The organism is Cellulomonas sp. NPDC057328 (assembly GCF_042667215.1).
In the GTDB taxonomy this organism is placed as follows: Bacteria; Actinomycetota; Actinomycetes; order Actinomycetales; family Cellulomonadaceae; genus Cellulomonas.
In genome coordinates, this window is the sequence record NZ_JBHUZW010000039.1 from 1 (window position 1) to 18,933 (window position 18,933).

The 18,933-nt window shown below is 74.7% G+C and carries 19 protein-coding genes; 2 read left to right on the plus strand and 17 right to left on the minus strand.

Annotated elements, in window-relative coordinates:
• Positions 1-51: 51 nt before the first annotated feature.
• The 5 genes from priA to ACFUMH_RS09180 form a co-directional block, all read right to left on the minus strand.
• Positions 52-798 carry a bifunctional 1-(5-phosphoribosyl)-5-((5-phosphoribosylamino)methylideneamino)imidazole-4-carboxamide isomerase/phosphoribosylanthranilate isomerase PriA gene (gene priA, locus ACFUMH_RS09160; protein WP_378203704.1) on the minus strand — a complete coding sequence of 249 codons (747 nt, stop codon included), beginning with the start codon at positions 796-798 and terminating at the stop codon, positions 52-54.
• Positions 799-886: 88 nt separating this feature from the next.
• Positions 887-1,540: an imidazole glycerol phosphate synthase subunit HisH gene (hisH, locus tag ACFUMH_RS09165; protein WP_378203707.1), complete on the minus strand. Its 654-nt coding sequence runs from the start codon at positions 1,538-1,540 to the stop codon at positions 887-889.
• Between the two features lie 48 nt (positions 1,541-1,588).
• The gene (locus ACFUMH_RS09170) at positions 1,589-2,119 is read right to left on the minus strand and encodes a hypothetical protein (protein ID WP_378203710.1); all 531 of its coding nucleotides are present in this window, start codon (positions 2,117-2,119) and stop codon (positions 1,589-1,591) included.
• Entirely contained in the window at positions 2,116-2,742 is a 627-nt protein-coding gene (gene hisB / locus ACFUMH_RS09175; RefSeq protein WP_378203713.1) for an imidazoleglycerol-phosphate dehydratase HisB, read from the minus strand. Before hisB ends, ACFUMH_RS09170 begins: the two co-directional genes overlap by 4 nt.
• A complete protein-coding gene (locus ACFUMH_RS09180; RefSeq protein WP_378203715.1) occupies positions 2,739-3,860 on the minus strand; it encodes a histidinol-phosphate transaminase in 1,122 nt (373 codons plus the stop codon). The genes hisB and ACFUMH_RS09180 overlap by 4 nt, the downstream gene beginning before the upstream one ends.
• Before the next feature lie 110 nt (positions 3,861-3,970).
• Between ACFUMH_RS09180 and ACFUMH_RS09185 the strand changes: the two genes are divergently transcribed.
• Complete coding sequence (locus tag ACFUMH_RS09185; RefSeq protein WP_378203769.1) at positions 3,971-6,142, plus strand: RecQ family ATP-dependent DNA helicase; 2,172 nt, start codon at positions 3,971-3,973, stop codon at positions 6,140-6,142.
• Positions 6,143-6,196: 54 nt separating this feature from the next.
• Here ACFUMH_RS09185 and hisD read toward each other — a convergent pair whose 3' ends face one another.
• The 3 genes from hisD to ACFUMH_RS09200 are packed head-to-tail and all read right to left on the minus strand — an operon-like array spanning position 6,197 to position 8,499.
• Positions 6,197-7,519, minus strand: a complete 1,323-nt coding sequence (gene hisD / locus ACFUMH_RS09190; protein ID WP_378203718.1) for a histidinol dehydrogenase — start codon at positions 7,517-7,519, stop codon at positions 6,197-6,199.
• A gap of 9 nt (positions 7,520-7,528) precedes the next feature.
• Complete coding sequence (locus ACFUMH_RS09195; RefSeq protein WP_378203720.1) at positions 7,529-8,059, minus strand: SRPBCC family protein; 531 nt, start codon at positions 8,057-8,059, stop codon at positions 7,529-7,531.
• Positions 8,056-8,499: an ArsR/SmtB family transcription factor gene (locus tag ACFUMH_RS09200; protein WP_378203771.1), complete on the minus strand. Its 444-nt coding sequence runs from the start codon at positions 8,497-8,499 to the stop codon at positions 8,056-8,058. Before ACFUMH_RS09200 ends, ACFUMH_RS09195 begins: the two co-directional genes overlap by 4 nt.
• Before the next feature lie 113 nt (positions 8,500-8,612).
• Between ACFUMH_RS09200 and ACFUMH_RS09205 the strand changes: the two genes are divergently transcribed.
• A complete protein-coding gene (locus tag ACFUMH_RS09205; RefSeq protein WP_378203723.1) occupies positions 8,613-8,831 on the plus strand; it encodes an RNA-binding S4 domain-containing protein in 219 nt (72 codons plus the stop codon).
• 81 nt (positions 8,832-8,912) lie between these two features.
• On the opposite strand, the gene dnaE is transcribed toward ACFUMH_RS09205, so the two are convergent.
• The 9 genes from dnaE to ftsZ all read right to left on the minus strand — a co-directional run bounded on the left by dnaE (position 8,913) and on the right by ftsZ (position 18,704).
• Positions 8,913-12,449 (minus strand): DNA polymerase III subunit alpha, encoded by a 3,537-nt coding sequence (gene dnaE / locus ACFUMH_RS09210; protein ID WP_378203725.1) that lies wholly within the window; start codon positions 12,447-12,449, stop codon positions 8,913-8,915.
• Between the two features lie 87 nt (positions 12,450-12,536).
• On the minus strand, positions 12,537-13,472 hold the full coding sequence (locus ACFUMH_RS09215) for an RluA family pseudouridine synthase (protein ID WP_378203728.1): 936 nt from the start codon (positions 13,470-13,472) through the stop codon (positions 12,537-12,539).
• Positions 13,469-14,254, minus strand: coding sequence for a signal peptidase II (locus tag ACFUMH_RS09220; protein ID WP_378203731.1), 786 nt, complete (start codon positions 14,252-14,254; stop codon positions 13,469-13,471). Before ACFUMH_RS09220 ends, ACFUMH_RS09215 begins: the two co-directional genes overlap by 4 nt.
• A gap of 20 nt (positions 14,255-14,274) precedes the next feature.
• Positions 14,275-14,727 carry a TraR/DksA family transcriptional regulator gene (locus ACFUMH_RS09225; RefSeq protein ID WP_378203734.1) on the minus strand — a complete coding sequence of 151 codons (453 nt, stop codon included), beginning with the start codon at positions 14,725-14,727 and terminating at the stop codon, positions 14,275-14,277.
• Positions 14,728-14,876: 149 nt separating this feature from the next.
• Positions 14,877-15,554 carry a DivIVA domain-containing protein gene (locus ACFUMH_RS09230; RefSeq protein WP_378203737.1) on the minus strand — a complete coding sequence of 226 codons (678 nt, stop codon included), beginning with the start codon at positions 15,552-15,554 and terminating at the stop codon, positions 14,877-14,879.
• 148 nt (positions 15,555-15,702) lie between these two features.
• Positions 15,703-15,987, minus strand: coding sequence for a YggT family protein (locus ACFUMH_RS09235; RefSeq protein ID WP_378203739.1), 285 nt, complete (start codon positions 15,985-15,987; stop codon positions 15,703-15,705).
• A 3-nt stretch (positions 15,988-15,990) separates the two neighbouring features.
• Entirely contained in the window at positions 15,991-16,470 is a 480-nt protein-coding gene (locus ACFUMH_RS09240; RefSeq protein WP_378203774.1) for a cell division protein SepF, read from the minus strand.
• Between the two features lie 179 nt (positions 16,471-16,649).
• Positions 16,650-17,420, minus strand: a complete 771-nt coding sequence (pgeF, locus tag ACFUMH_RS09245) for a peptidoglycan editing factor PgeF (protein ID WP_378203742.1) — start codon at positions 17,418-17,420, stop codon at positions 16,650-16,652.
• 9 nt (positions 17,421-17,429) lie between these two features.
• Positions 17,430-18,704, minus strand: a complete 1,275-nt coding sequence (gene ftsZ / locus ACFUMH_RS09250) for a cell division protein FtsZ (protein ID WP_378203745.1) — start codon at positions 18,702-18,704, stop codon at positions 17,430-17,432.
• Between the last annotated feature and the right edge of the window lie 229 nt (positions 18,705-18,933).

An 18,933-nucleotide genomic window follows, 5' to 3' on the forward strand; every position in this document is an offset into this window, starting at 1 on the left:
CGGAGCCGTCGTCGCCGGCGAACGGCGACGACGGCGGCAGGGCGCGCCCGGTCACGGCCGCCCGGCGACGTCGAGCGCCTGCGGGAGCGTGAACGCACCGGCGTACAGCGCCTTGCCGACGATGGCGCCCTCGACGCCGACCGGCACGAGCGTGCGCAGGGCCTCCAGGTCGGCCAGGCTCGACACGCCGCCGGACGCCACCACGGGCGCCGACGTGCGCGCGCACACCTCGCGCAGCAGGTCGAGGTTCGGGCCCCGCAGCGTGCCGTCCTTCGTCACGTCGGTGACGACGTAGCGCGAGCAGCCGGCCTCGTCGAGACGCGCGAGGACCTCCCAGAGGTCCCCGCCCTCCTCCGTCCAGCCGCGCGCCGCCAGGGTCGTGCCGCGCACGTCGAGGCCCACCGCGACCTGGGCCCGGTGCGAGGCGATGACGCGCGCCGTCCACTCCGGGTCCTCGAGCGCGGCCGTGCCGAGGTTGACGCGCGTCGCGCCGGTCGACAGCGCGCGCTCGAGCGACGCGTCGTCGCGGATCCCGCCGGACAGCTCGACCTTGACCCCGCGGCCCGCGAGCTCGCGCGTCACCTCCGCCAGCAGCGGGGCGTTCGAGCCGCGGCCGAACGCGGCGTCGAGGTCGACGAGGTGGATCCACTCCGCGCCGCCGTCGTACCAGTCGAGCGCGGCCGTCAGCGGGTCGCCGTAGGACGTCTCCGACCCCGCCTCCCCCTGCACGAGGCGGACGGCCTGCCCGTCGGCGACGTCGACGGCGGGCAGCAGCTCGAGGCGGGGCGTGTCGGGCATGGGACCTCTTTCGGGCGCGGGGCACGCGGCCGGGTCGGGCCCGGTGGACGTGCGCGGGTGGGGGCTGCGGTGCCGGGCGGCGCGCCGCTCAGCGCAGCGAGCCGACCCAGTTCGACAGCAGCTGGGCGCCGGCGTCGCCGGACTTCTCGGGGTGGAACTGCGTCGCCGCCAGCGGGCCGTTCTCGACGGCGGCGACGAACCGGCCGCCGTGCTCGGACCACGTGACGAGCGGCGCGGGCATCGGGTGCTCGCCCGGCGCGGGCGTCTCCGCGAGCGGGAACGCCCGCGCCGCGTAGGAGTGCACGAAGTAGAAGCGCTCGTCCTCGAGCCCGTCGAACAGCACGGTGCCCTCGGGGGCGTCGACGGTGGACCAGCCCATGTGCGGCACGACGTCCGCCTCGAGCCGGTCGACGACGCCGGGCCACTCGCCGAGGCCGCGGGCGTGCACGCCGTGCTCGACCCCCTCGTCGAACATGACCTGCATGCCGACGCAGATGCCGAGGACCGGCCGACCGCCCGCCAGGCGGCGGTCGACGACCTGGTCGCCGCCGACGCCGCGCAGGCCGTCCATCACCGCGGCGAACGCGCCGACGCCGGGCACGACGAGGCCGTCCGCGTCGAGCGCGGCCTGCTTGTCACCGGTCAGCTCGACGTCCGCACCGACGCGCTGGAGGGCGCGCACGGCCGAGCGCACGTTGCCGAAGCCGTAGTCGAGGACGACGACGCGGGGGGACGTGGGCACGGCTCCAGCCTACCCGCGCGCGCCGGCGGACCCGGTCGGCGGCGGCCGTCAGCGGCGGTGCTGGGCGAGCAGCCGCATCGCCTTCCAGCGCGAGAGGCCCACGGACGTCACGACACCCTCGAGCTCGCCGACCGGGACGTCGCCCAGCAGCAGGTCCTCGAGCGCGGGCGGCGCGCCGGAGAGCACCAGCCCCGCGGGCAGGTCCTTCTCGCGCTCGCCGCCGACCCACTGCGACGCGTCGATCTTCCCCGCGCGCCGCTCCAGCAGGACGACGGGCACGCCGCGCAGCATCTGCGACACGGCCGCCGCGCCCTGCTGCCCCTCGGTTGGCCGGCGCAGCACCGCGAGGGCGCCGACGGGCGACGGCACGGCGTCGACGTCGAGCTTCGCGACGGCGCACGCGGCGGCCAGCGCCTCCGCGGTCGCGACCTGCGTCACGACGACCGCGAGCGTGGGCGCCTGCGCGGTGGTGAGGCCCGAGAGGTCGTCGGGGACCTCGAACGCCATCTCCTGCGCGCCCTCGGGGCCGGGCACGTCGGGGTCGCCGGGGCGCGGCGCCCCCGGCCGGTCGCCGCTCACAGCGCGCCCTTCGTGGACGGCACGCCGTCGACGCGGGGGTCCAGGGCCACGGCCGCGCGCAGCGCACGGGCGAGGGCCTTGAACTGCGCCTCGACGATGTGGTGCGGGTCGCGGCCGGCGAGCACGCGGACGTGCACGGTGAAGGCCGCGTGGTGCGCGATCGACTCGAGCACGTGCGCCGTCAGGGAGCCCGTGAAGTGGCCGCCGATCAGGTGGTACTCCTGCCCGGGCGGCTCGCCGGTGTGCACGAGGTACGGGCGCCCGGAGACGTCGACGACCGCCTGCGCGAGCGCCTCGTCGAGCGGGACCGTCGCGTCGCCGTACCGCGCGATGCCGCGCTTGTCGCCGAGCGCCTGGCGCAGCGCCTGCCCGAGGACGATCGCCACGTCCTCGACCGTGTGGTGCGCGTCGATGTGGGTGTCGCCGCTCGCGCGGACCGTGAGGTCGATGAGCGAGTGCTTGCCCAGGGCCGTGAGCATGTGGTCGTAGAACGGCACGGTCGTGTCGACGTCGACGCGGCCGGTGCCGTCCAGGTCGAGCTCGACCACGACGGTCGACTCGCTCGTCGTCCGCTCCACGCGGGCCGTGCGCCGGGTCACCGGCGCGTCCTGCTGCGGGCTCATCGTCCCGTCACCTCCACCAGGGCGTCGCGGAACGCCGCCGTCTCCGCCGGGGTGCCGACCGACACCCGCAGCCATCCCTCCGGGCCGGTGACGCGCACGAGCACGCCCCGGTCGAGCAGACCCTGCCAGACCGCCTCGCGGTCGTCGAACGTGCCGAACAGCACGAAGTTCGCGTCCGAGTCGCACGCGACGAAGCCACGGGCGCGCAGCCACGCGACGAGCCCGTCGCGCTCGTCCCGCAGGGCGCCGACCTGCGCCATGAGCTCCGGCGCGTGCGCGAGGGCCGCGCGCGCGACCGCCTGCGTGACCGCCGACAGGTGGTACGGCAGCCGCACGACGCGCAGGGCATCCACCAGGCGCGGGCTCGCGGCGAGGTAGCCGACGCGCGCCCCCGCGAGGCCGAACGCCTTGGACATCGTGCGGCTGACGGCCAGGTGCGGGTAGTCGCCGAGCAGCTCGAGCGCCGACGGGGTGCCCGTGCGGCGGAACTCGCCGTAGGCCTCGTCGACGACCACGACGCACCCGCCCGGCACGCGCGCGGCCGCGTCGAGCACGACGCGCACGGTGTCGGCGGGCAGCGCCGTGCCCGTCGGGTTGTTCGGGCTGGCCAGCAGCACGACGCTCGGCGCGTGCTCGGCGATGGTGGCGCGCGCGTGCTCCGCGTCGATCGAGAAGTCCTCGGCGCGCCGGCCGACGACCCACGCGGTCGACGTGTCCCGGGCGTACTCCGGGTACATGGAGTACGTCGGCGCGAACGACAGCGCGGTGCGACCCGGGCCGCCGAACGCCTGCAGGACGTGCAGCATGATCTCGTTCGAGCCGTTCGCGGCCCACACCTGCGCGGGGTCCAGGCGCACGCCCGACTCGGCGGCGAGGTAGTCCGCGAGGTCGGCGCGCAGCGCGCCGAAGTCGCGGTCGGGGTACCGGTTGAGCCCGCGCGCGGCCTCGGCGACGGCGGCCGCCACGTCGGCGACGACCTGCTCGGACGGGGCGTACGGGTTCTCGTTGACGTTGAGCAGCACCGGCACGTCGAGCTGCGGTGCGCCGTAGGGCTCGAGACCGGCCAGCTCGGGTCGCAGCGGCAGGACCGCGCCGGGGCGGTCGGGTGCGGAGGTCACGGTCCCCGAGTCTAGGGACCCGGCACGGGGTCGCCCGTCCACGCCCGGCCCCGGTCCGCCGGGCGTGGGTGTGGACGGCGCCGGGACGCCTGTCGGACGCGACGCCTACGCTGCCGGACGTGCCCGCCTCCCTCCCGCCCGACGCCGCGGCCCCCGCCGCGGCGACCGCCGTCGACCGCGTCGCGCTCCGCGCGCAGGCCGAGGAGGTGCTGCGCCGGCTCGTCGGCCGCGACGACGCGCGCCTCCACGAGGACCAGTGGCAGGCGATCGAGGCGCTCGTCGCCGACCACCGGCGCGTGCTCGTCGTGCAGCGCACCGGCTGGGGCAAGTCGGCCGTGTACTTCGTGGCGACGGCGCTGCTGCGCCGCGGCGCCGGCGGACCGCGCCGGGGGCCGACCGTCATCGTTTCGCCGCTGCTCGCGCTCATGCGCAACCAGGTGGAGTCGGCGCGGAAGGCGGGCATCGCCGCGGAGACGCTGAACTCGGCGAACGTGCAGGAGTGGGCGGACGTGCACGCGCGCGTCGCCGCGGGCGAGGTCGACGTGCTGCTCGTCTCGCCCGAGCGGCTCAACAACCCCGGGTTCCGGGACGAGGTGCTCCCCCGCCTCGCGCAGGACGCCGGCCTCGTCGTCGTCGACGAGGCGCACTGCATCTCCGACTGGGGGCACGACTTCCGCCCCGACTACCGCCGCATCCGCACGCTGCTCGGCGACCTGCCGGCCGGGGTGCCGGTGCTCGCGACCACCGCGACGGCCAACGCGCGCGTCACCGCCGACGTCGCCGAGCAGCTCGGCGGTGACGACGACGCGCCCGCGCTCGTCCTGCGCGGCTCGCTCGACCGCCCCAGCCTGCGGCTGCAGGTGACGCAGCTGCCGGACGTCGCGACCCGGCTCGCCTGGCTGGCCACGACGCTGCCCGCGATCGAGGGCTCGGGCATCGTCTACTGCCTCACGATCGCGGCCGCCGAGCAGGTCACCGAGCACCTGCGCGCCGCGGGGCTCGACGTGCGCACGTACACCGGCCAGACCGACCCGTCGGAGCGCGAGGCCGCCGAGGCCGACCTGCTCGCGAACCGCGTCAAGGCCCTCGTCGCCACGTCCGCGCTCGGCATGGGGTTCGACAAGCCCGATCTCGCGTTCGTCGTGCACGTCGGGGCGCCGTCGTCGCCGATCGCGTACTACCAGCAGGTGGGGCGCGCCGGGCGTGCGACCGCCCGCGCGGAGGTCGTGCTGCTCCCCGGCCAGGACGACCGCGCGATCTGGGAGTGGTTCGCCTCGAACGCGTTCCCGCCGGAGCAGGAGGTCCGCGCGACGCTGGCCGCCCTCGACATGCACGGCACGCTGTCCACCGCGCACCTCGAGACGTTCGTGAGCCTGCGCCGCACGCGGCTCGAGGGGATGCTCAAGGTGCTCGACGTGGACGGTGCCGTGCGGCGCGTGCGCGGCGGCTGGGAGTCCACCGGCGCGTCCTGGTCGTACGACGCCGAGCGCTACGACCGCGTGACGGCCGCGCGCCGCGCGGAGCAGGAGACGATGCTCGAGTACCAGCGCACCGACTCATGCCGCATGGCCTACCTGCGCGCGGCCCTCGACGACCCGGCGCTCGAGGACGGGTGGCGCTGCGGCCGCTGCGACACGTGCACGGGCGCCGTCGTCGGCTCCGCGCCCGCCGAGGACGCCGTCGCGTCGGCCCGCGACCTGCTGGCGGTGCCGGGCGAGCCCGTCGCCGCGCGCCGGCAGTGGCCCACCGGCCTCGCGTCGCTCGGGCTCGACCTGCGCGGGCGCCTGTCCGCCGACGAGCAGGTGGCCGAGGGCCGCGCGGTCGGACGGCTCGACGGCCTGGGCTGGGGCGTCCCGCTGCGCGCGGCGCTCCGCGACGAGGTGCCCACCGAGCTGCCCGTCGGGCTGCGCGGCGCGGTGCGCGACGTGCTCGCGGCGTGGCGGCCGGGCGTCGACGTGGTGGTGGCCGTCGGGTCGGCGAGCCGGGGCGCGCTCGTGGCGCACCTCGCCGCCGGGACGGCCCGGCTGCTCGACGTCCCGTGGGCGGGCACGCTCACCGCGGTGGGCACCCCGCCGCGGCACGACGTGAACTCGGCGCAGCGCCTCGCGGACGTCGTGCGGCACGTCGGCCTGCCGGACGACGTCGCGGCGGCCGTCGCCGGCCGCCGCGTCCTCCTCGTCGACGACCGCACCGACACCGGCTGGACGCTCACCGTCGCGGGGCGCCTGCTGCGGCGCGCGGGGGCGGCGGAGGTGCTGCCGTTCGTCCTGGGCGTGGGCTGACCCGCGTCGGCCGGACTCCGTCGGCCGGACTGCGTCGGCGGATCGGCGCCGCGCTCAGAAGCGCGCGCGGACCGCCTCGCCGTGCGCGGGGAGGCCCTCGGCGTCCGCGAGCGCGACGACCCGGTCGGCGACCTCGGCGAGCGCGTCGGCGTCGTACTCGATGACCTGCACCGCGCGGACGAAGGAGTGCACGCCCAGCCCGCTGGCGAAGTGCGCGCACCCCCCGGTGGGCAGGACGTGGTTCGAGCCCGCCATGTAGTCGCCGAGCGACACCGGCGACCACGGGCCGACGAAGATGGCGCCCGCGCTCGTCACGCGGTCCGCCCACGCCGCCGCGTCGACCGTCTGGATCTCGAGGTGCTCGGCGCCGTACGCGTTGACCACGTCCAGCCCGGCCTCGAGGTCGTCCACGAGGACGATCGCGGACTGCGTGCCCCGCAGCGCGGTGACCACCCGCTCGTGGTTCGTCGTGGCCTCCACGCGGTCGACCAGCTTGGCCTCGACGGCACCCGCGAGCTCGACCGACGGAGTCACCAGGACGGCCGCGGCGAGCGGGTCGTGCTCCGCCTGGGAGATGAGGTCCGCGGCGACGTGCACGGGGTCGGCCGTGCCGTCCGCGAGCACCGCGATCTCGGTGGGCCCGGCCTCCGCGTCGATGCCGACGAGGCCACGGACCAACCGCTTGGCGGCCGCGACGTAGACGTTGCCCGGGCCGGTGATGACGTCGACGGGCTCGCACAGGGTCTCGCCGTCGACCTCGTCGCTGCCCGCCGCTCCGTACGCGAGCATCGCGACGGCCTGGGCGCCGCCGACGGCGTACACCTCGTCGACGCCGAGCAGCGCGCAGGACGCGAGCACGACCGGGTCGGGCAGGCCGTCGCGCTCCTTCTGCGGCGGGGAGACGACGACCAGCGAGGCCACGCCGGCCTCCTGCGCGGCCACGACGTTCATGACGACGGAGGACGGGTACACCGCGAGGCCGCCGGGCACGTACAGGCCGACGCGGCGGACCGGGATCCACCGCTGCCGCACGCGCGCGCCGGGCGCGACGTCGACGGTGAAGTCCTGCGGGCGCTGCGCGCGGTGCACCTGCCGGACCCGCTGGATGGTCTCCTCGAGCGCTGCCCGCACCTGCGGCTCGAGCACCGCGAGCGACTCCTCGATGGCCTCCGCGGGCACGCGCAGGTGCTGCGGCCGGACGCCGTCGAACCGCTCCGACAGGTCGCGCAGCGCCCGTGCGCCGTCGGCGCGGACCTGCTCGAGGATCGGCGCGACCGCCGCGGCGGCGTGCTCGACGTCCAGCTCGGCACGGGGCAGCTCGGCGAGCAGCTCGCGACGGGACGGACGACGGCCGCGGAGGTCGATGCGGGAGATCACGCGCCGAGTCTAGGCGGGCCCGGTGACGTCGGTACGGACGTCCGCGTAGGCGGGCGTCGCCGCGGCGTACAGCGCGTCCCAGCTGCGGACGGGCCGCCCGGCGAGGTGGTCGTCCAGCTGGTCGAGGCAGGCGTGCCAGCCGCCGCCGTAGCCGCGCGCCGAGGCGTCCGCGAGGCCGGTGTGGCGCAGGAGCAGGCGCGTCCCGTCGCCGTCCGGGCGCAGCGCGACGTCGACGCGGGTCACCGTCTCGTCGGGGAAGACCCACGTGACCGCCAGGGCACGCGGCGGTTCGCACACCAGCACCTCGCCGGTCGCGTTCTCGTCCGCGTCGGGGACGTCCTCGCCCATCCGCAGCTCGTACCGCCCGCCGACGCGCGGGTCCACGTACAGCGGGCCGAGCCAGCGGGCCACACGCGCCGGTGCGGTCACCGCCTCCCACAGGTCGTCGACCGTGGTGGCGTACCAGCGCTCGAACCGCACCTCCACACCGTCCGGGCGCCGGGTCAGCACGCCGCGCACGTCGTCCGTCGATCCCGTCATCGTCCGCCTCCGTCGTCGTCCCGTGGGTCGTCCCGCGCCGGCCGGTCCGACCGCGGGCCTGCCTGCCGGTCCCTGTCCGCACCCGGGCCGTCCCGTCCCGCAGCGTGGCCGGCGGGCACGCGCCCGCGCGCCGCGGCCCGCCCGCGGGCGACCTCGGTCGCGAGTGCGTCGAGCCCCGTGCGCCAGTGACGCGTCATCGCGTCGGCCCACGTGCCGACCTCGTCGAGCGCCTCCGGACGCACCGCGTAGAGCCGGACCGGTCCGCGGGGGCGCGCGGTCACGACCCCCGCCTCGCGCAGCACGCGCAGGTGCCGGGACACCGCGGGCTGGCTGATGCCGTGCTCGGCGCCGACCGCCGCGGCGAGGTCGCCGGCCGGCCGCTCGCCGTCCGCCAGCAGCTCGACGAGCCGCCGCCGGACCGGGTCGCCGAGCGCGTCCATGGGGTGCACGGCACCATGTTTGCACCGCCGGTTATATAACACCAGAGGCAAATACGAGGGTCTCGCGCGCGAGCGCCACGCGCGCACCGCCGACCGTGCGGGATCATGGGCCCATGGACGAGGTGTACGTGCGCGACGACGTCATCCGGCTCGGTCAGCTGCTCAAGCTGGCGGGCGTCGCGGACTCCGGGGCGGACGCGCGGGCGCTCCTCGAGGACGACGCGGTGACGGTCGACGGCGAGCCGGAGAACCGGCGCGGCCGGCAGGTCGCGCGCGGCGCGGTCGTCGAGGTCGACCTGCCCACCGGGAAGGTCGCGTTCACGGTCGCCTGACGCACGGCGGGGTCGCACCGCCGGCACCGACGTCGCGTCGCGCCCCGCACGGCACGCGTCACGACCGCAGGACGCGGACGCTCACGCCGACAGGCAGCTCGGACCCAGCAGCGCCTTGAGGTCCCCGTACAGGGACGGCGACCGCTCGACCCGCAGCCCGTCGTCCAGCCGCATCACGGTGGTGCGGCCCGGGTTCGTGAGCCGCAGGTGCACCTCGGTCACGCCCGGGTGCGTCGAGAGGACCTCGCGCAGGCGCTCCACGACGGGCGGCGTGCAGCGCGACTCGGCGAGGGACACGACGACCGGCGCGTCGGCAGCCTGCGACACGTCCGGGATCGACACCTCCATCGCCTGGAGCTGCATCGTCTCGTCGCGCCGGCGCACGCGGCCGCGCACGACCAGCACCGCGTCCTCGGCCAGGGCGGTCGAGTAGGCGAGGTAGGTCTCGCCGAAGAACATGATCTCGACGGACCCCTCCATGTCCTCCAGCGTCACCGCGGCCCACGGGTTGCCCTGCTTCGACATCTTCCGCTGCAGGCCCGTGACCAGACCGGCGACCACGACCGTCGACCCGTCGGGACGCGCCTCGTCGGCGTTGAGCGTCGCGATGGACACGTCGGCCGCGGCGGACAGCACGTGCTCCAGCCCGGACAGCGGGTGGTCCGACACGTACAGGCCGAGCATCTCGCGCTCGAACGCGAGCCGCTGCTTCTTGTCCCAGTCGGGCAGGTCGGGGATCTGCACGCTGACGCCGCCACCCTCGTCGTCGCCGCCGAGGTCCGCGAACAGGTCGAACTGCCCCTCCGCCTCGCGCCGCTTGACGCCGATCACGGAGTCGACCGCCTGCTCGTGCACGAGCAGCAGCGCGCGGCGCGGGTGGCCCAGGGAGTCGAACGCCCCCGCCTTGATGAGCGACTCGATGGTCCGCTTGTTGCAGACGACCGCGGGGACCTTGTCGAGGAAGTCGGTGAACGACGCGAAGGCGCCCTTCTCCTCGCGCGTCGCGACGATCGCGTCCACCACGTTGGCGCCGACGTTGCGCACCGCCGTGAGGCCGAAGCGGATGTCCTTGCCGACGGCCGTGAAGTTGGCGGACGACGAGTTCACGTCCGGGGGCAGCACGGTGATGCCCATGCGCCGGCACTCGTTGAGGTAGAGGGCCGACTTGTCCTTGTCGTCGCGCACGCTCGTGAGCAGCGCGGCCATGTACTCGGTCGGGTAGTTCGCCTTGAGGTACGCGGTCCAGTACGACACGACGCCGTACGCGGCCGAGTGCGCCTTGTTGAACGCGTAGTCGGAGAACGGCAGCAGGATGTCCCAGAGGGTCTGCACCGCGGCCATCGAGAAGCCGCGCTCCTGCATGCCCTGCGAGAAGCCCTCGAACTGCTTGTCGAGCTCCGCCTTCTTCTTCTTGCCCATCGCGCGGCGCAGGATGTCGGCCTGCCCGAGCGAGTACCCGGCGACGCGCTGCGCGATCGCCATGACCTGCTCCTGGTACACGATCAGGCCGTAGGTCGTGCCGAGGATCTCCGCGAGCGGCTCCGCCAGCTCGGGGTGGATCGGCGTGACCTCCTGCGCGCCGTTCTTGCGCAGCGCGTAGTTGGTGTGCGAGTTCGCACCCATCGGGCCCGGCCGGTAGAGCGCGCCGACGGCCGAGATGTCCTCGAAGTTGTCGGGACGCATGAGGCGCAGCAGCGTGCGCATGCCGCCGCCGTCGAGCTGGAACACGCCCAGGGTGTCGCCGCGGCTCAGCAGGTCGTACGTCTTGCGGTCGTCGAGCGTCAGCTCCTCGAGGACGACCGGGTCCTTGCCGTTCATCACGATGTTCTCGAGCGCGTCGTCGAGGATCGTGAGGTTGCGCAGCCCGAGGAAGTCCATCTTGATGAGGCCGAGGCCCTCGGACGTCGGGTAGTCGAACTGCGTGATGACCGCGCCGTCCTGCGGGCGCCGCATGATCGGGATGATGTCGATGAGCGGCTCGCTCGACATGATGACGCCGGCGGCGTGCACGCCCCACTGGCGCTTCAGGCCCTCGATGCCCTTCGCCAGCTCGACGACGCGCTGCGCGTCCGGGTCGGCGGCATGGATCTGCCGGAACTCCTCGGCCTCGTGGTACCGCTTGTCGGCGGGGTCGAAGATGCCCGTGAGGCTGATGTCCTTGCCCATGATCGCGGGCGGCATCGCCTTGGTGAGCTTCTCCCCCATGGCGAACGGCATGCCGAGCAGCCGGGCGGAGTCCTTGAGGGCCTGCTTGGCCTTGATGGTGCCGTACGTGACGATCTGCGCGACGCGGTCCTCGCCGTACTTCTCCGTCACGTACCGGATGACCTCGCCGCGCCGGCGCTCGTCGAAGTCGACGTCGAAGTCGGGCATCGAGACGCGGTCCGGGTTGAGGAACCGCTCGAAGATCAGGCCGTGCTGCAGCGGGTCGAGGTCGGTGATCTTCATGGCGTACGCAGCCATGGAGCCCGCGCCGGAACCACGGCCCGGGCCGACGCGGATCCCGTTGTCCTTCGCCCAGTTGATGAAGTCGGCGACCACGAGGAAGTACCCCGGGAAGCCCATCTTCGTGATGACCTCGGTCTCGAACTCGGCCTGCTTGCGCACCTCGGCCGGGATGCCCTGCGGGTACCGGTGGTGGAGGCCCTTCTCGACCTCCTTGACGAACCAGCTCGTCTCGTCCTCACCCGCGGGGACGGGATAGTTCGGCATGTAGTTGGCCGAGGTGTTGAAGGAGACCTCGCACTGCTCGGCGATGCGCAGCGTGTTGTCGCACGCCTCGGGCAGCTCCGCCCAGATGCGCCGCATCTCGGCGGCCGACTTCACGTAGTAGCCGTCGCCGTCGAACTTGAACCGGTCCGGGTCCGACAGCGTCGAGCCGGAGTTGATCGCGAGCAGCGCCTCCTGGGACGCGCTGTCCTCCTGCTTGACGTAGTGCAGGTCGTTCGTCGCGACGAGCGGCGCGCCGATGTGCTCCGACAGCCGCAGCAGGTCCTTCAGGACGCGGGTCTCGATGTCGATCCCGTGGTCCATCAGCTCGACGTAGAAGAACTCCTTGCCGAAGATGTCCTGCAGCTCGCCGGCGACGCGGACGGCCTCGTCCCACTGCCCGAGCCGCAGGCGCGTCTGGATCTCCCCCGACGGGCAGCCCGACGTCGCGATGAGCCCCTTGCCGTAGCGCTGCAGCAGGTCACGGTCCATGCGCGGCCACTTGCCCATCTGCCCCTCGAGCGACGCCAGCGAGCTCGCGCGGAACAGGTTGTGCAGGCCCTCGTTGTCCCGGGCCAGCAGCGTCATGTGCGTGTAGGCGCCGCGCGCCGAGACGTCGTCCGCCTCCTGGCCCTGCCCGCCGAACCGCACGCGGGTCTGGTCGAACCGGCTGGTGCCCGGCGTGACGTACGCCTCGACGCCGATGATCGGCTTGATACCGGCGGCGGTGCCCTTGGCCCAGAAGTCGTACGCGCCGAACAGGTACCCGTGGTCGGTCGTCGCGATCGCCGTCTGCCCCTGCCGCTGCACCTCCGCGAACAGGTCACCGAGACGGGCCGCGCCGTCGAGCATCGAGTACTCGGTGTGCACGTGGAGGTGGACGAAGTCGGAGCCTCCAGCAGATGACATGCGGGCGATCCTACGTGCCCCCGCCGACACCTCCGCAGGCCCTCGCGCCGTGTCGGCGGGACACGCCGGGACCGCCCGTGAGGCTGCTCACGCGTACGTGGCGCGCAGCCTCTCGAGCCCGGCCGCGAGGTCCTGCGGGTACTCGCTCGACACCTCGAGCCACTGCCCCGTCCCGGGGTGCTCGAAGCCGAGGCGGACCGCGTGCAGCCACTGCCGCTCCACGCCGAGCCGCGCCGCGAGCGACGGGTCGGCGCCGTACGTGAGGTCCCCGACGAGCGAGTGCCGCAGCGCGGCCATGTGGACCCGGATCTGGTGGGTCCGTCCCGTCTCGAGGTGCACCTCGACGAGCGACGCGCCCGGCAGCATCTCGAGCACCTCGTAGTGCGTCACCGACGGCTTGCCGTCGGCGACGACGGCGAACTTCCAGTCCGACGACGGGTGCCGCCCGATGGGCGCGTCGATCGTGCCCGTCGTCGGGGACGGGTGCCCCTGCACGAGCGCGTGGTAGACCTTCTCGACCGTGCGCTCCTTGAACGCGCGCTTGAGCGCCGTGTACGCGTGCTCGCTCTTCGCGACCACCATGAGGCCCGTCGTGCCGGCGTCGAGCCGGTGCACGATGCCCTGGCGCTCCGCGGCACCCGACGTCGCGATGGTGTACCCCGCCGCCGCGAGCGCGCCGACCACGGTCGGGCCCGTCCACCCCGGCGACGGGTGCGCCGCCACGCCCACCGGCTTGTCGACGACCACGAGGTCGTCGTCGTCGTGCACGATGCCCATGCCCGGCACGGGCTCCGCCACCACCGCCGGCGCGGCCGGTGCCGGCACCGTGAGGTCCACCTCGAGCCAGCCGCCGGCGGGCAGCCGGTCGGACTTGCCGACCTCGCGGCCGTCGACGCGGACCGCTCCGTCCGCGGCGAGCTCCGCGGCCCGCGTGCGCGACAGCCCGAGCAGGCGCGCGAGGGCGGCGTCGACCCGCTCGCCCGCCAGCCCGTCGGGCACGGGCAGCGCGCGCGTGTCGCTCACGCCGCACCCCCGTCCCGCTGCGTCGGCGTGGCCGGGCCCGCCGGCGCCGCCCCGCGGTCGTGCCCCGCGGGTACGTCCGCAGCGCCCCGGGCCGGCGCCTGCGCGCCGTCCGCCGCGTCACCGTCCGTTGCGTCACCGTCCGTTGCGTCACCGTCCGTTGCGTCACCGTCCGTTGCGTCACCGTCCGCCGCGTCGCCGGTCGGCGTGTCGCCGTCGCGCGTGCCGTCCAGGTGCACGCCGCGCGCCGTGAGCAGCACGACCAGCAGCGCCGCCGAGACGATCGCGATGTCGGCGACGTTGCCGACGAACAGCTCGCCGTAGGCGAGGAAGTCGATGACGTGCCCACGTGCCGGGCCCGGCTCGCGCACCATGCGGTCGACGAGGTTGCCCAGCGCACCGCCGAGCAGCAGGCCGAGCGCGACGGCCCACCCCGTCGACCCGATGCGCCGCGAGGCCCGCACCACGACGACCACCACCACGACGGCGACGAGCGTCAGCACCCACGTCATGCCGGTCGCGATCGACAGCGCCGCGCCCGGGTTGCGGACGAGCTGCAGCCCGAAGAGGTCGCCCAGCAGGGCGACGCGCTCCCCCGGCTCCAGCGACGCGACCGCCCAGACCTTCGTGACCTGGTCGAGCAGGAGCACGCCCGCCGTCAGCCCGGTGAGGAGCGTCAGCAGGCGGCTCCGGCGGGCGCGCTCGGGGCGCGTCCACGGGAGCCGCCCGCCGGCGGACCCCCCGGGGACGTCGGGCTGGGCGGTCGTTCCGTCCGTCGTGGGCACCGCAGGAGTCTACGGGCGGGTCAGCGGCGCTCCTCGCGCTGCTTGCAGCCCACGCACAGGGTCGCGCGCGGGAACGCCTGCAGGCGTGCCTTGCCGATCGCGCGCCCGCACGACTCGCAGACGCCGAACGTGCCGGCCTCGAGACGCTCGAGCGCGTGCGCGGTCTGCTCCAGCAGGTCGCGCGTGTTGTTCACCAGCGTGAGCTCGTGCTCGCGCTCCAGCGCGGACGAGCCGGAGTCGGCCTGGTCGTCCCCGGCGCCGTCGCCGGAGTTGCGCAGCAGCTCGGACAGCTCGGCACCGGCGGCGAGCAGCTCGCCGGCGAGCCGTTCACGGTCGGCGGTGAGCTCGTCCGCCACCTCCTGGACCTCTGCCTGCGTCCACGGCTCCTCGCCGTCGCGGACCGGGAGCGCGCGCGTCGCTGCGCGCGGGCCCCCGTCGGTGCCGACCGTCAGCGTCGTCGGTGCGTCGTTCATGGTCACGGACGTTCCCCCCGTCTCGAGTGCCGCGACTGTATGCGCGTCCGCGTCGGGGCACAACAGGGCGGGGACCGCCCGGCTGCGGGCAGCACGACGCCGCCGGCCGCGCACCCACGACGGAGGGTGGCGGCCGGCGGCGGTGACGGTCAGATGCCCTGCTTCTCCGGGACCTGCTGGCCCTGCCCCGAGCGCGGCGGGAGCGCGTTGCCGCGGTTCTCGAGGTCGCCGAGCAGGTTCTCCAGGTAGCTCTTGAGGCGCGTGCGGTAGTCCCGCTCGAACACCCGGAGCTCGTCGATCTTGCGCTCGAGGAGCGAGCGCTCCTGCTCGAGCTGGCCGAGCGTGCGCTGCGACGTCTCCTCGGCCTCGCGGACGATGCGGTTGGCGCGCGTCTTGGCGTCGTTGATGAGGCGGTCCGACTCCTCCTGGCCGCTGCGGACGTAGTCGTCGTGCAGCTTCTGGGCCAGGGCGAGCATGCCCGTCGCCGACTCGGGCTCGTTGCCGCGCGGGGCGGGGGCGGGCGCCTGCACGACGGGCGGCTGCGGCGCGACCGCCGGCACGGGCGCGGGCTGCGGCTCGGGCACGGGGGCCGGCTCGGGCTTCGGGGCGGGGGCGGCCTGCTGGGCACCGGCACGGCTGAGCTCGGCGATCCGGCGCTCGGCCGCCGCGAGCTTCGTCTTGAGGTCCTCGTTCTCGCCCTGCAGGTCCCGCAGGGTGTTGACGACCTCGTCCAGGAAGTCGTCGACCTCGTCCTGGTCGTAGCCCTCGCGGAACTTGGTCGCCTGGAACTTCTTGTTCAGGACGTCGTCTGCGGTCAGCAGTGCCATCGTCGTCACCTCTGTCGGTCGTGCTGGCTCTGGCCGGCGGCAGTCAGTCCACCGACCGCCTCGGGCCACCGTAGCGGAGAAAACAAGCGTCGCACGTCCCGCGCAGCGCACCCCGCGGGGGCGCCGGACGGCGTCGTGCGGACCTCCGTCACACCCGTGCCAGCACCGACAGCAGCAGCGAGCAGCCGAGTGCGAGGACGAGGAACGCCAGGTCGAGTCGGACCGGCCCGAGGGCCAACGGGGGCAGCACGCGGCGCAGCGCGCGCAGCGGCGGGTCGGTCACGGAGTAGGTCACCTCGGCCACGACGAGCGCGACGCCCGTCGGCCGCCACTCACGCGCGAAGACCTGGACCCAGTCCAGGACGAGGCGCACGAGCAGCAGCAGGAAGAAGGCGAGGACGACGAGGTAGAGCAGGTTGGCCAGGAGACGCACGCGTCAACTCTGGTTGTAGAAGCCGGCGCGTGTCGAGTTGTCGGCCGGGGCCGCGTCCCCCGCCAGCTCGACGTGCGAGGGCGAGAGCAGGAACACCTTGCTCGTCACGCGCTCGATCGCGCCGTGCAGCCCGAAGATCAGGCCCGCCGAGAAGTCGACGAGGCGCTTGGCGTCCGCGTCGTCCATGTCCGACAGGTTCATGATCACGGGCGTGCCCTCGCGGAACGCCTCGCCGATCTTGCGCGCGTCGTTGTACGAGCGCGGGTGGATGGTGGTGATGCGACGCAGGTCCGCCTGCTCGCGCGGCGCCGGTGCGGCCTGCACCCGCGGCGTGCGGTGCAGGGGTGTCACCTGCGCCTCGTAGGGCTCCTCGGGCACGTCGACGACCTCCGGCTCCTCGTACTCGTCGAGGTACTCCTCGTGCTCGGTCCGGTCGTCGGCCAGGCCGAGGTACAGCATCGTCTTGCGCAGCGCTCCGGCCATCGCGTCGTCTCCCATCCGCCGGACCACCCGGCTGCCTCGAGCCGCACACCCGCCCGGCGACGGGGCCGGCGGGACGTGTGTGCGCTGGTGACGCTAGCAACGCGGGGGTCGTCGCGCGCTGCGACACGCGGGCGTGTCGCAACTCGTCGTGGCGCCGTTCGCGGCGCCGTCGCGGCAGGTCAGGACGGCAGCAGGCGGACGACGCCCGCGAGCCGGCCCGTGCGCGGCGCGGCCGGGTCGGCGTGCACCGCGCGGCGGTGCGAGTACAGGTCCGGGTCGGCGTAGGTGTCGCGCGGGTCGACCCGCACGGCACGCACGCCGCAGCGCGCCAGCACGGCACGCGCGCCCGCGCGCAGGTCGACCGCCGCGGTGCCCGCCCGCGTGCGGCCGGCCGCCTCGGGCACGACCGCCGCGACGTCGGCGCGGAGGGCGTCCGGCACCTCGTACGACTCCCCCGCGATGCACGGGCCGAGGACCGCGACGACGCGGTCGGCACGTGCGCCGAGCTCCTCCATGGCGGCCACCGTCGCCTGGAGGACGCCCGCGACCAGGCCCGGGCGCCCCGCGTGCGCGGCGGCGACCACGCCCGCCGCACGGTCGGCCAGCAGGACCGGCACGCAGTCCGCGACGTACACGCCGAGGGCGACGTCGGTGGCCGTGGTGACGAGCGCGTCGGCCTCGGCCACCCCGGTGGTGGCCGGGTCGCCGGCCGGGAGGCCGCCGACGACCACGACCGCCCGTCCGTGCACCTGCGTGGCGAAGACCACGGGGGCGCCGACCCGCTCGGCGAGGAGCTGCCGGTTGCGCGCGACGGCGGCGAGGTCGTCCCCCACCGCGAGACCGACGTTGAGCCCGTCCCACGGCGGTGCGCTCACGCCGCCGTCGCGTCGCGTGAAGCCGGCCCGCACCCCCGGTCCGAGGTCGACCGGGTCGAACGCGACGGCCGTCACGGCCCGCCCCTACTTGAGGAAGTCGGGCACGTCGAGCTCGTCGCGCTCACGCCGCGTCGGCTCGTCGGCGAACACCCGCGGCACCTCGAGCGGCCCCGTGTGCGGGGTCGGCTCGGGCTGCGTCGACAGGAACGCCGGCACCTCGCGGGCCTCCGGGGCCGGCGCAGGGGCCGCGCGCAGCGTGCCCAGCGGCACCAGGTCCTCGTCCTGCACCTGCACGGGACGCGGCGTCGGGAGCTGACCGGCCGACGGCGCCACGGGAGCCGGCGCCACCGCGGGCACCTGCCGGGCCGGCGCACCGACCTGGCCGAGCCCGCGCTGGTCGCGCCGGGACGGGCCGCCGCCGTCGAAGCCCGCGGCGATCACCGTGACGCGCACCTCGTCGCCCAGGGCGTCGTCGATGACGGCGCCGAAGATGATGTTGGCCTCGGCGTGCGCGGCCTCCTGGACCAGGCGCGCGGCCTCGTTGATCTCGAACAAGCCGAGGTCCGACCCGCCCTGGATCGACAGCAGGACGCCGTGGGCGCCGTCGATGCTCGCCTCGAGCAGCGGCGACGAGATCGCCATCTCGGCGGCCTGCACCGCCCGGTCCTCGCCGCGCGCGTAGCCGATGCCCATGAGGGCCGAGCCAGCGCCCTGCATGACGGACTTCACGTCCGCGAAGTCGAGGTTGATCAGGCCGGGCGTCGTGATGAGGTCCGTGATGCCCTGGACGCCGGACAGGAGGACCTGGTCCGCCGAGTGGAAGGCGTCGAGCACCGAGACCGAGCGGTCCGAGATGGACAGCAGCCGGTCGTTCGGGATCACGATGAGCGTGTCGACCTCGGCGCGCAGCGCGTCGATGCCCGCGTCGGCCTGCACCGAGCGGCGGCGCCCCTCGAACGTGAAGGGACGCGTGACGACGCCGATCGTCAGCGCGCCGAGCGAGCGCGCGATGCGCGCGACGACCGGCGCGCCGCCGGTGCCGGTGCCGCCGCCCTCGCCCGCGGTGACGAACACCATGTCGGCGCCGCGCAGGACGTCCTCGATCTCCTCCGCGTGGTCCTCCGCCGCCTTCTTGCCGACCTCGGGGTCCGCGCCGGCGCCGAGGCCGCGCGTGAGCTCGCGGCCGACGTCGAGCTTCACGTCGGCGTCGGACATGAGCAGGGCCTGGGCGTCGGTGTTGACGGCGATGAACTCGACACCCTTGAGGCCGACCTCGATCATGCGGTTCACGGCGTTGACGCCGCCCCCGCCGATGCCGACGACCTTGATGACCGCCAGGTAGTTCTGGGGAGCTGCCACGGTGGGTGCCTCTCGTTCGTGGGTCGCGGCCCCGGGGTGCCGCTGCTCGTGCTGCTGGTGCTGGTGACGGCACACGGTGCGTGCCGCCGCGTTGTCTGAACCTTCACCCTCAGGTCGAGGGTTAGAGTTATGTCAGGTGCGCTGCCGGTCGTGACGCTAGGTGGCGCCCTGCCCGCGATCAACGACCACCGTGCGCGTGTCGCGGACCTCCGTGCGGAGGTGCCTCACT

What these genes read in the sequence shown, in the direction of transcription:
- ACFUMH_RS09200 (WP_378203771.1), bottom strand. Translation starts at nt 8,499, where the DNA reads ATGGACGCGCTCGGCGACCCGGTCCGGCGGCGGCTCGTCGAGCTGCTG.
- ACFUMH_RS09230 (WP_378203737.1), bottom strand. Translation starts at nt 15,554, where the DNA reads ATGGCACTGCTGACCGCAGACGACGTCCTGAACAAGAAGTTCCAGGCG.
- ACFUMH_RS09240 (WP_378203774.1), bottom strand. Translation starts at nt 16,470, where the DNA reads ATGGCCGGAGCGCTGCGCAAGACGATGCTGTACCTCGGCCTGGCCGAC.
- ACFUMH_RS09205 (WP_378203723.1), top strand. Translation starts at nt 8,613, where the DNA reads ATGGACGAGGTGTACGTGCGCGACGACGTCATCCGGCTCGGTCAGCTG.
- priA (WP_378203704.1), bottom strand. Translation starts at nt 798, where the DNA reads ATGCCCGACACGCCCCGCCTCGAGCTGCTGCCCGCCGTCGACGTCGCC.
- hisB (WP_378203713.1), bottom strand. Translation starts at nt 2,742, where the DNA reads ATGAGCCCGCAGCAGGACGCGCCGGTGACCCGGCGCACGGCCCGCGTG.
- dnaE (WP_378203725.1), bottom strand. Translation starts at nt 12,449, where the DNA reads ATGTCATCTGCTGGAGGCTCCGACTTCGTCCACCTCCACGTGCACACC.
- ACFUMH_RS09195 (WP_378203720.1), bottom strand. Translation starts at nt 8,059, where the DNA reads ATGACGGGATCGACGGACGACGTGCGCGGCGTGCTGACCCGGCGCCCG.
- ACFUMH_RS09225 (WP_378203734.1), bottom strand. Translation starts at nt 14,727, where the DNA reads ATGAACGACGCACCGACGACGCTGACGGTCGGCACCGACGGGGGCCCG.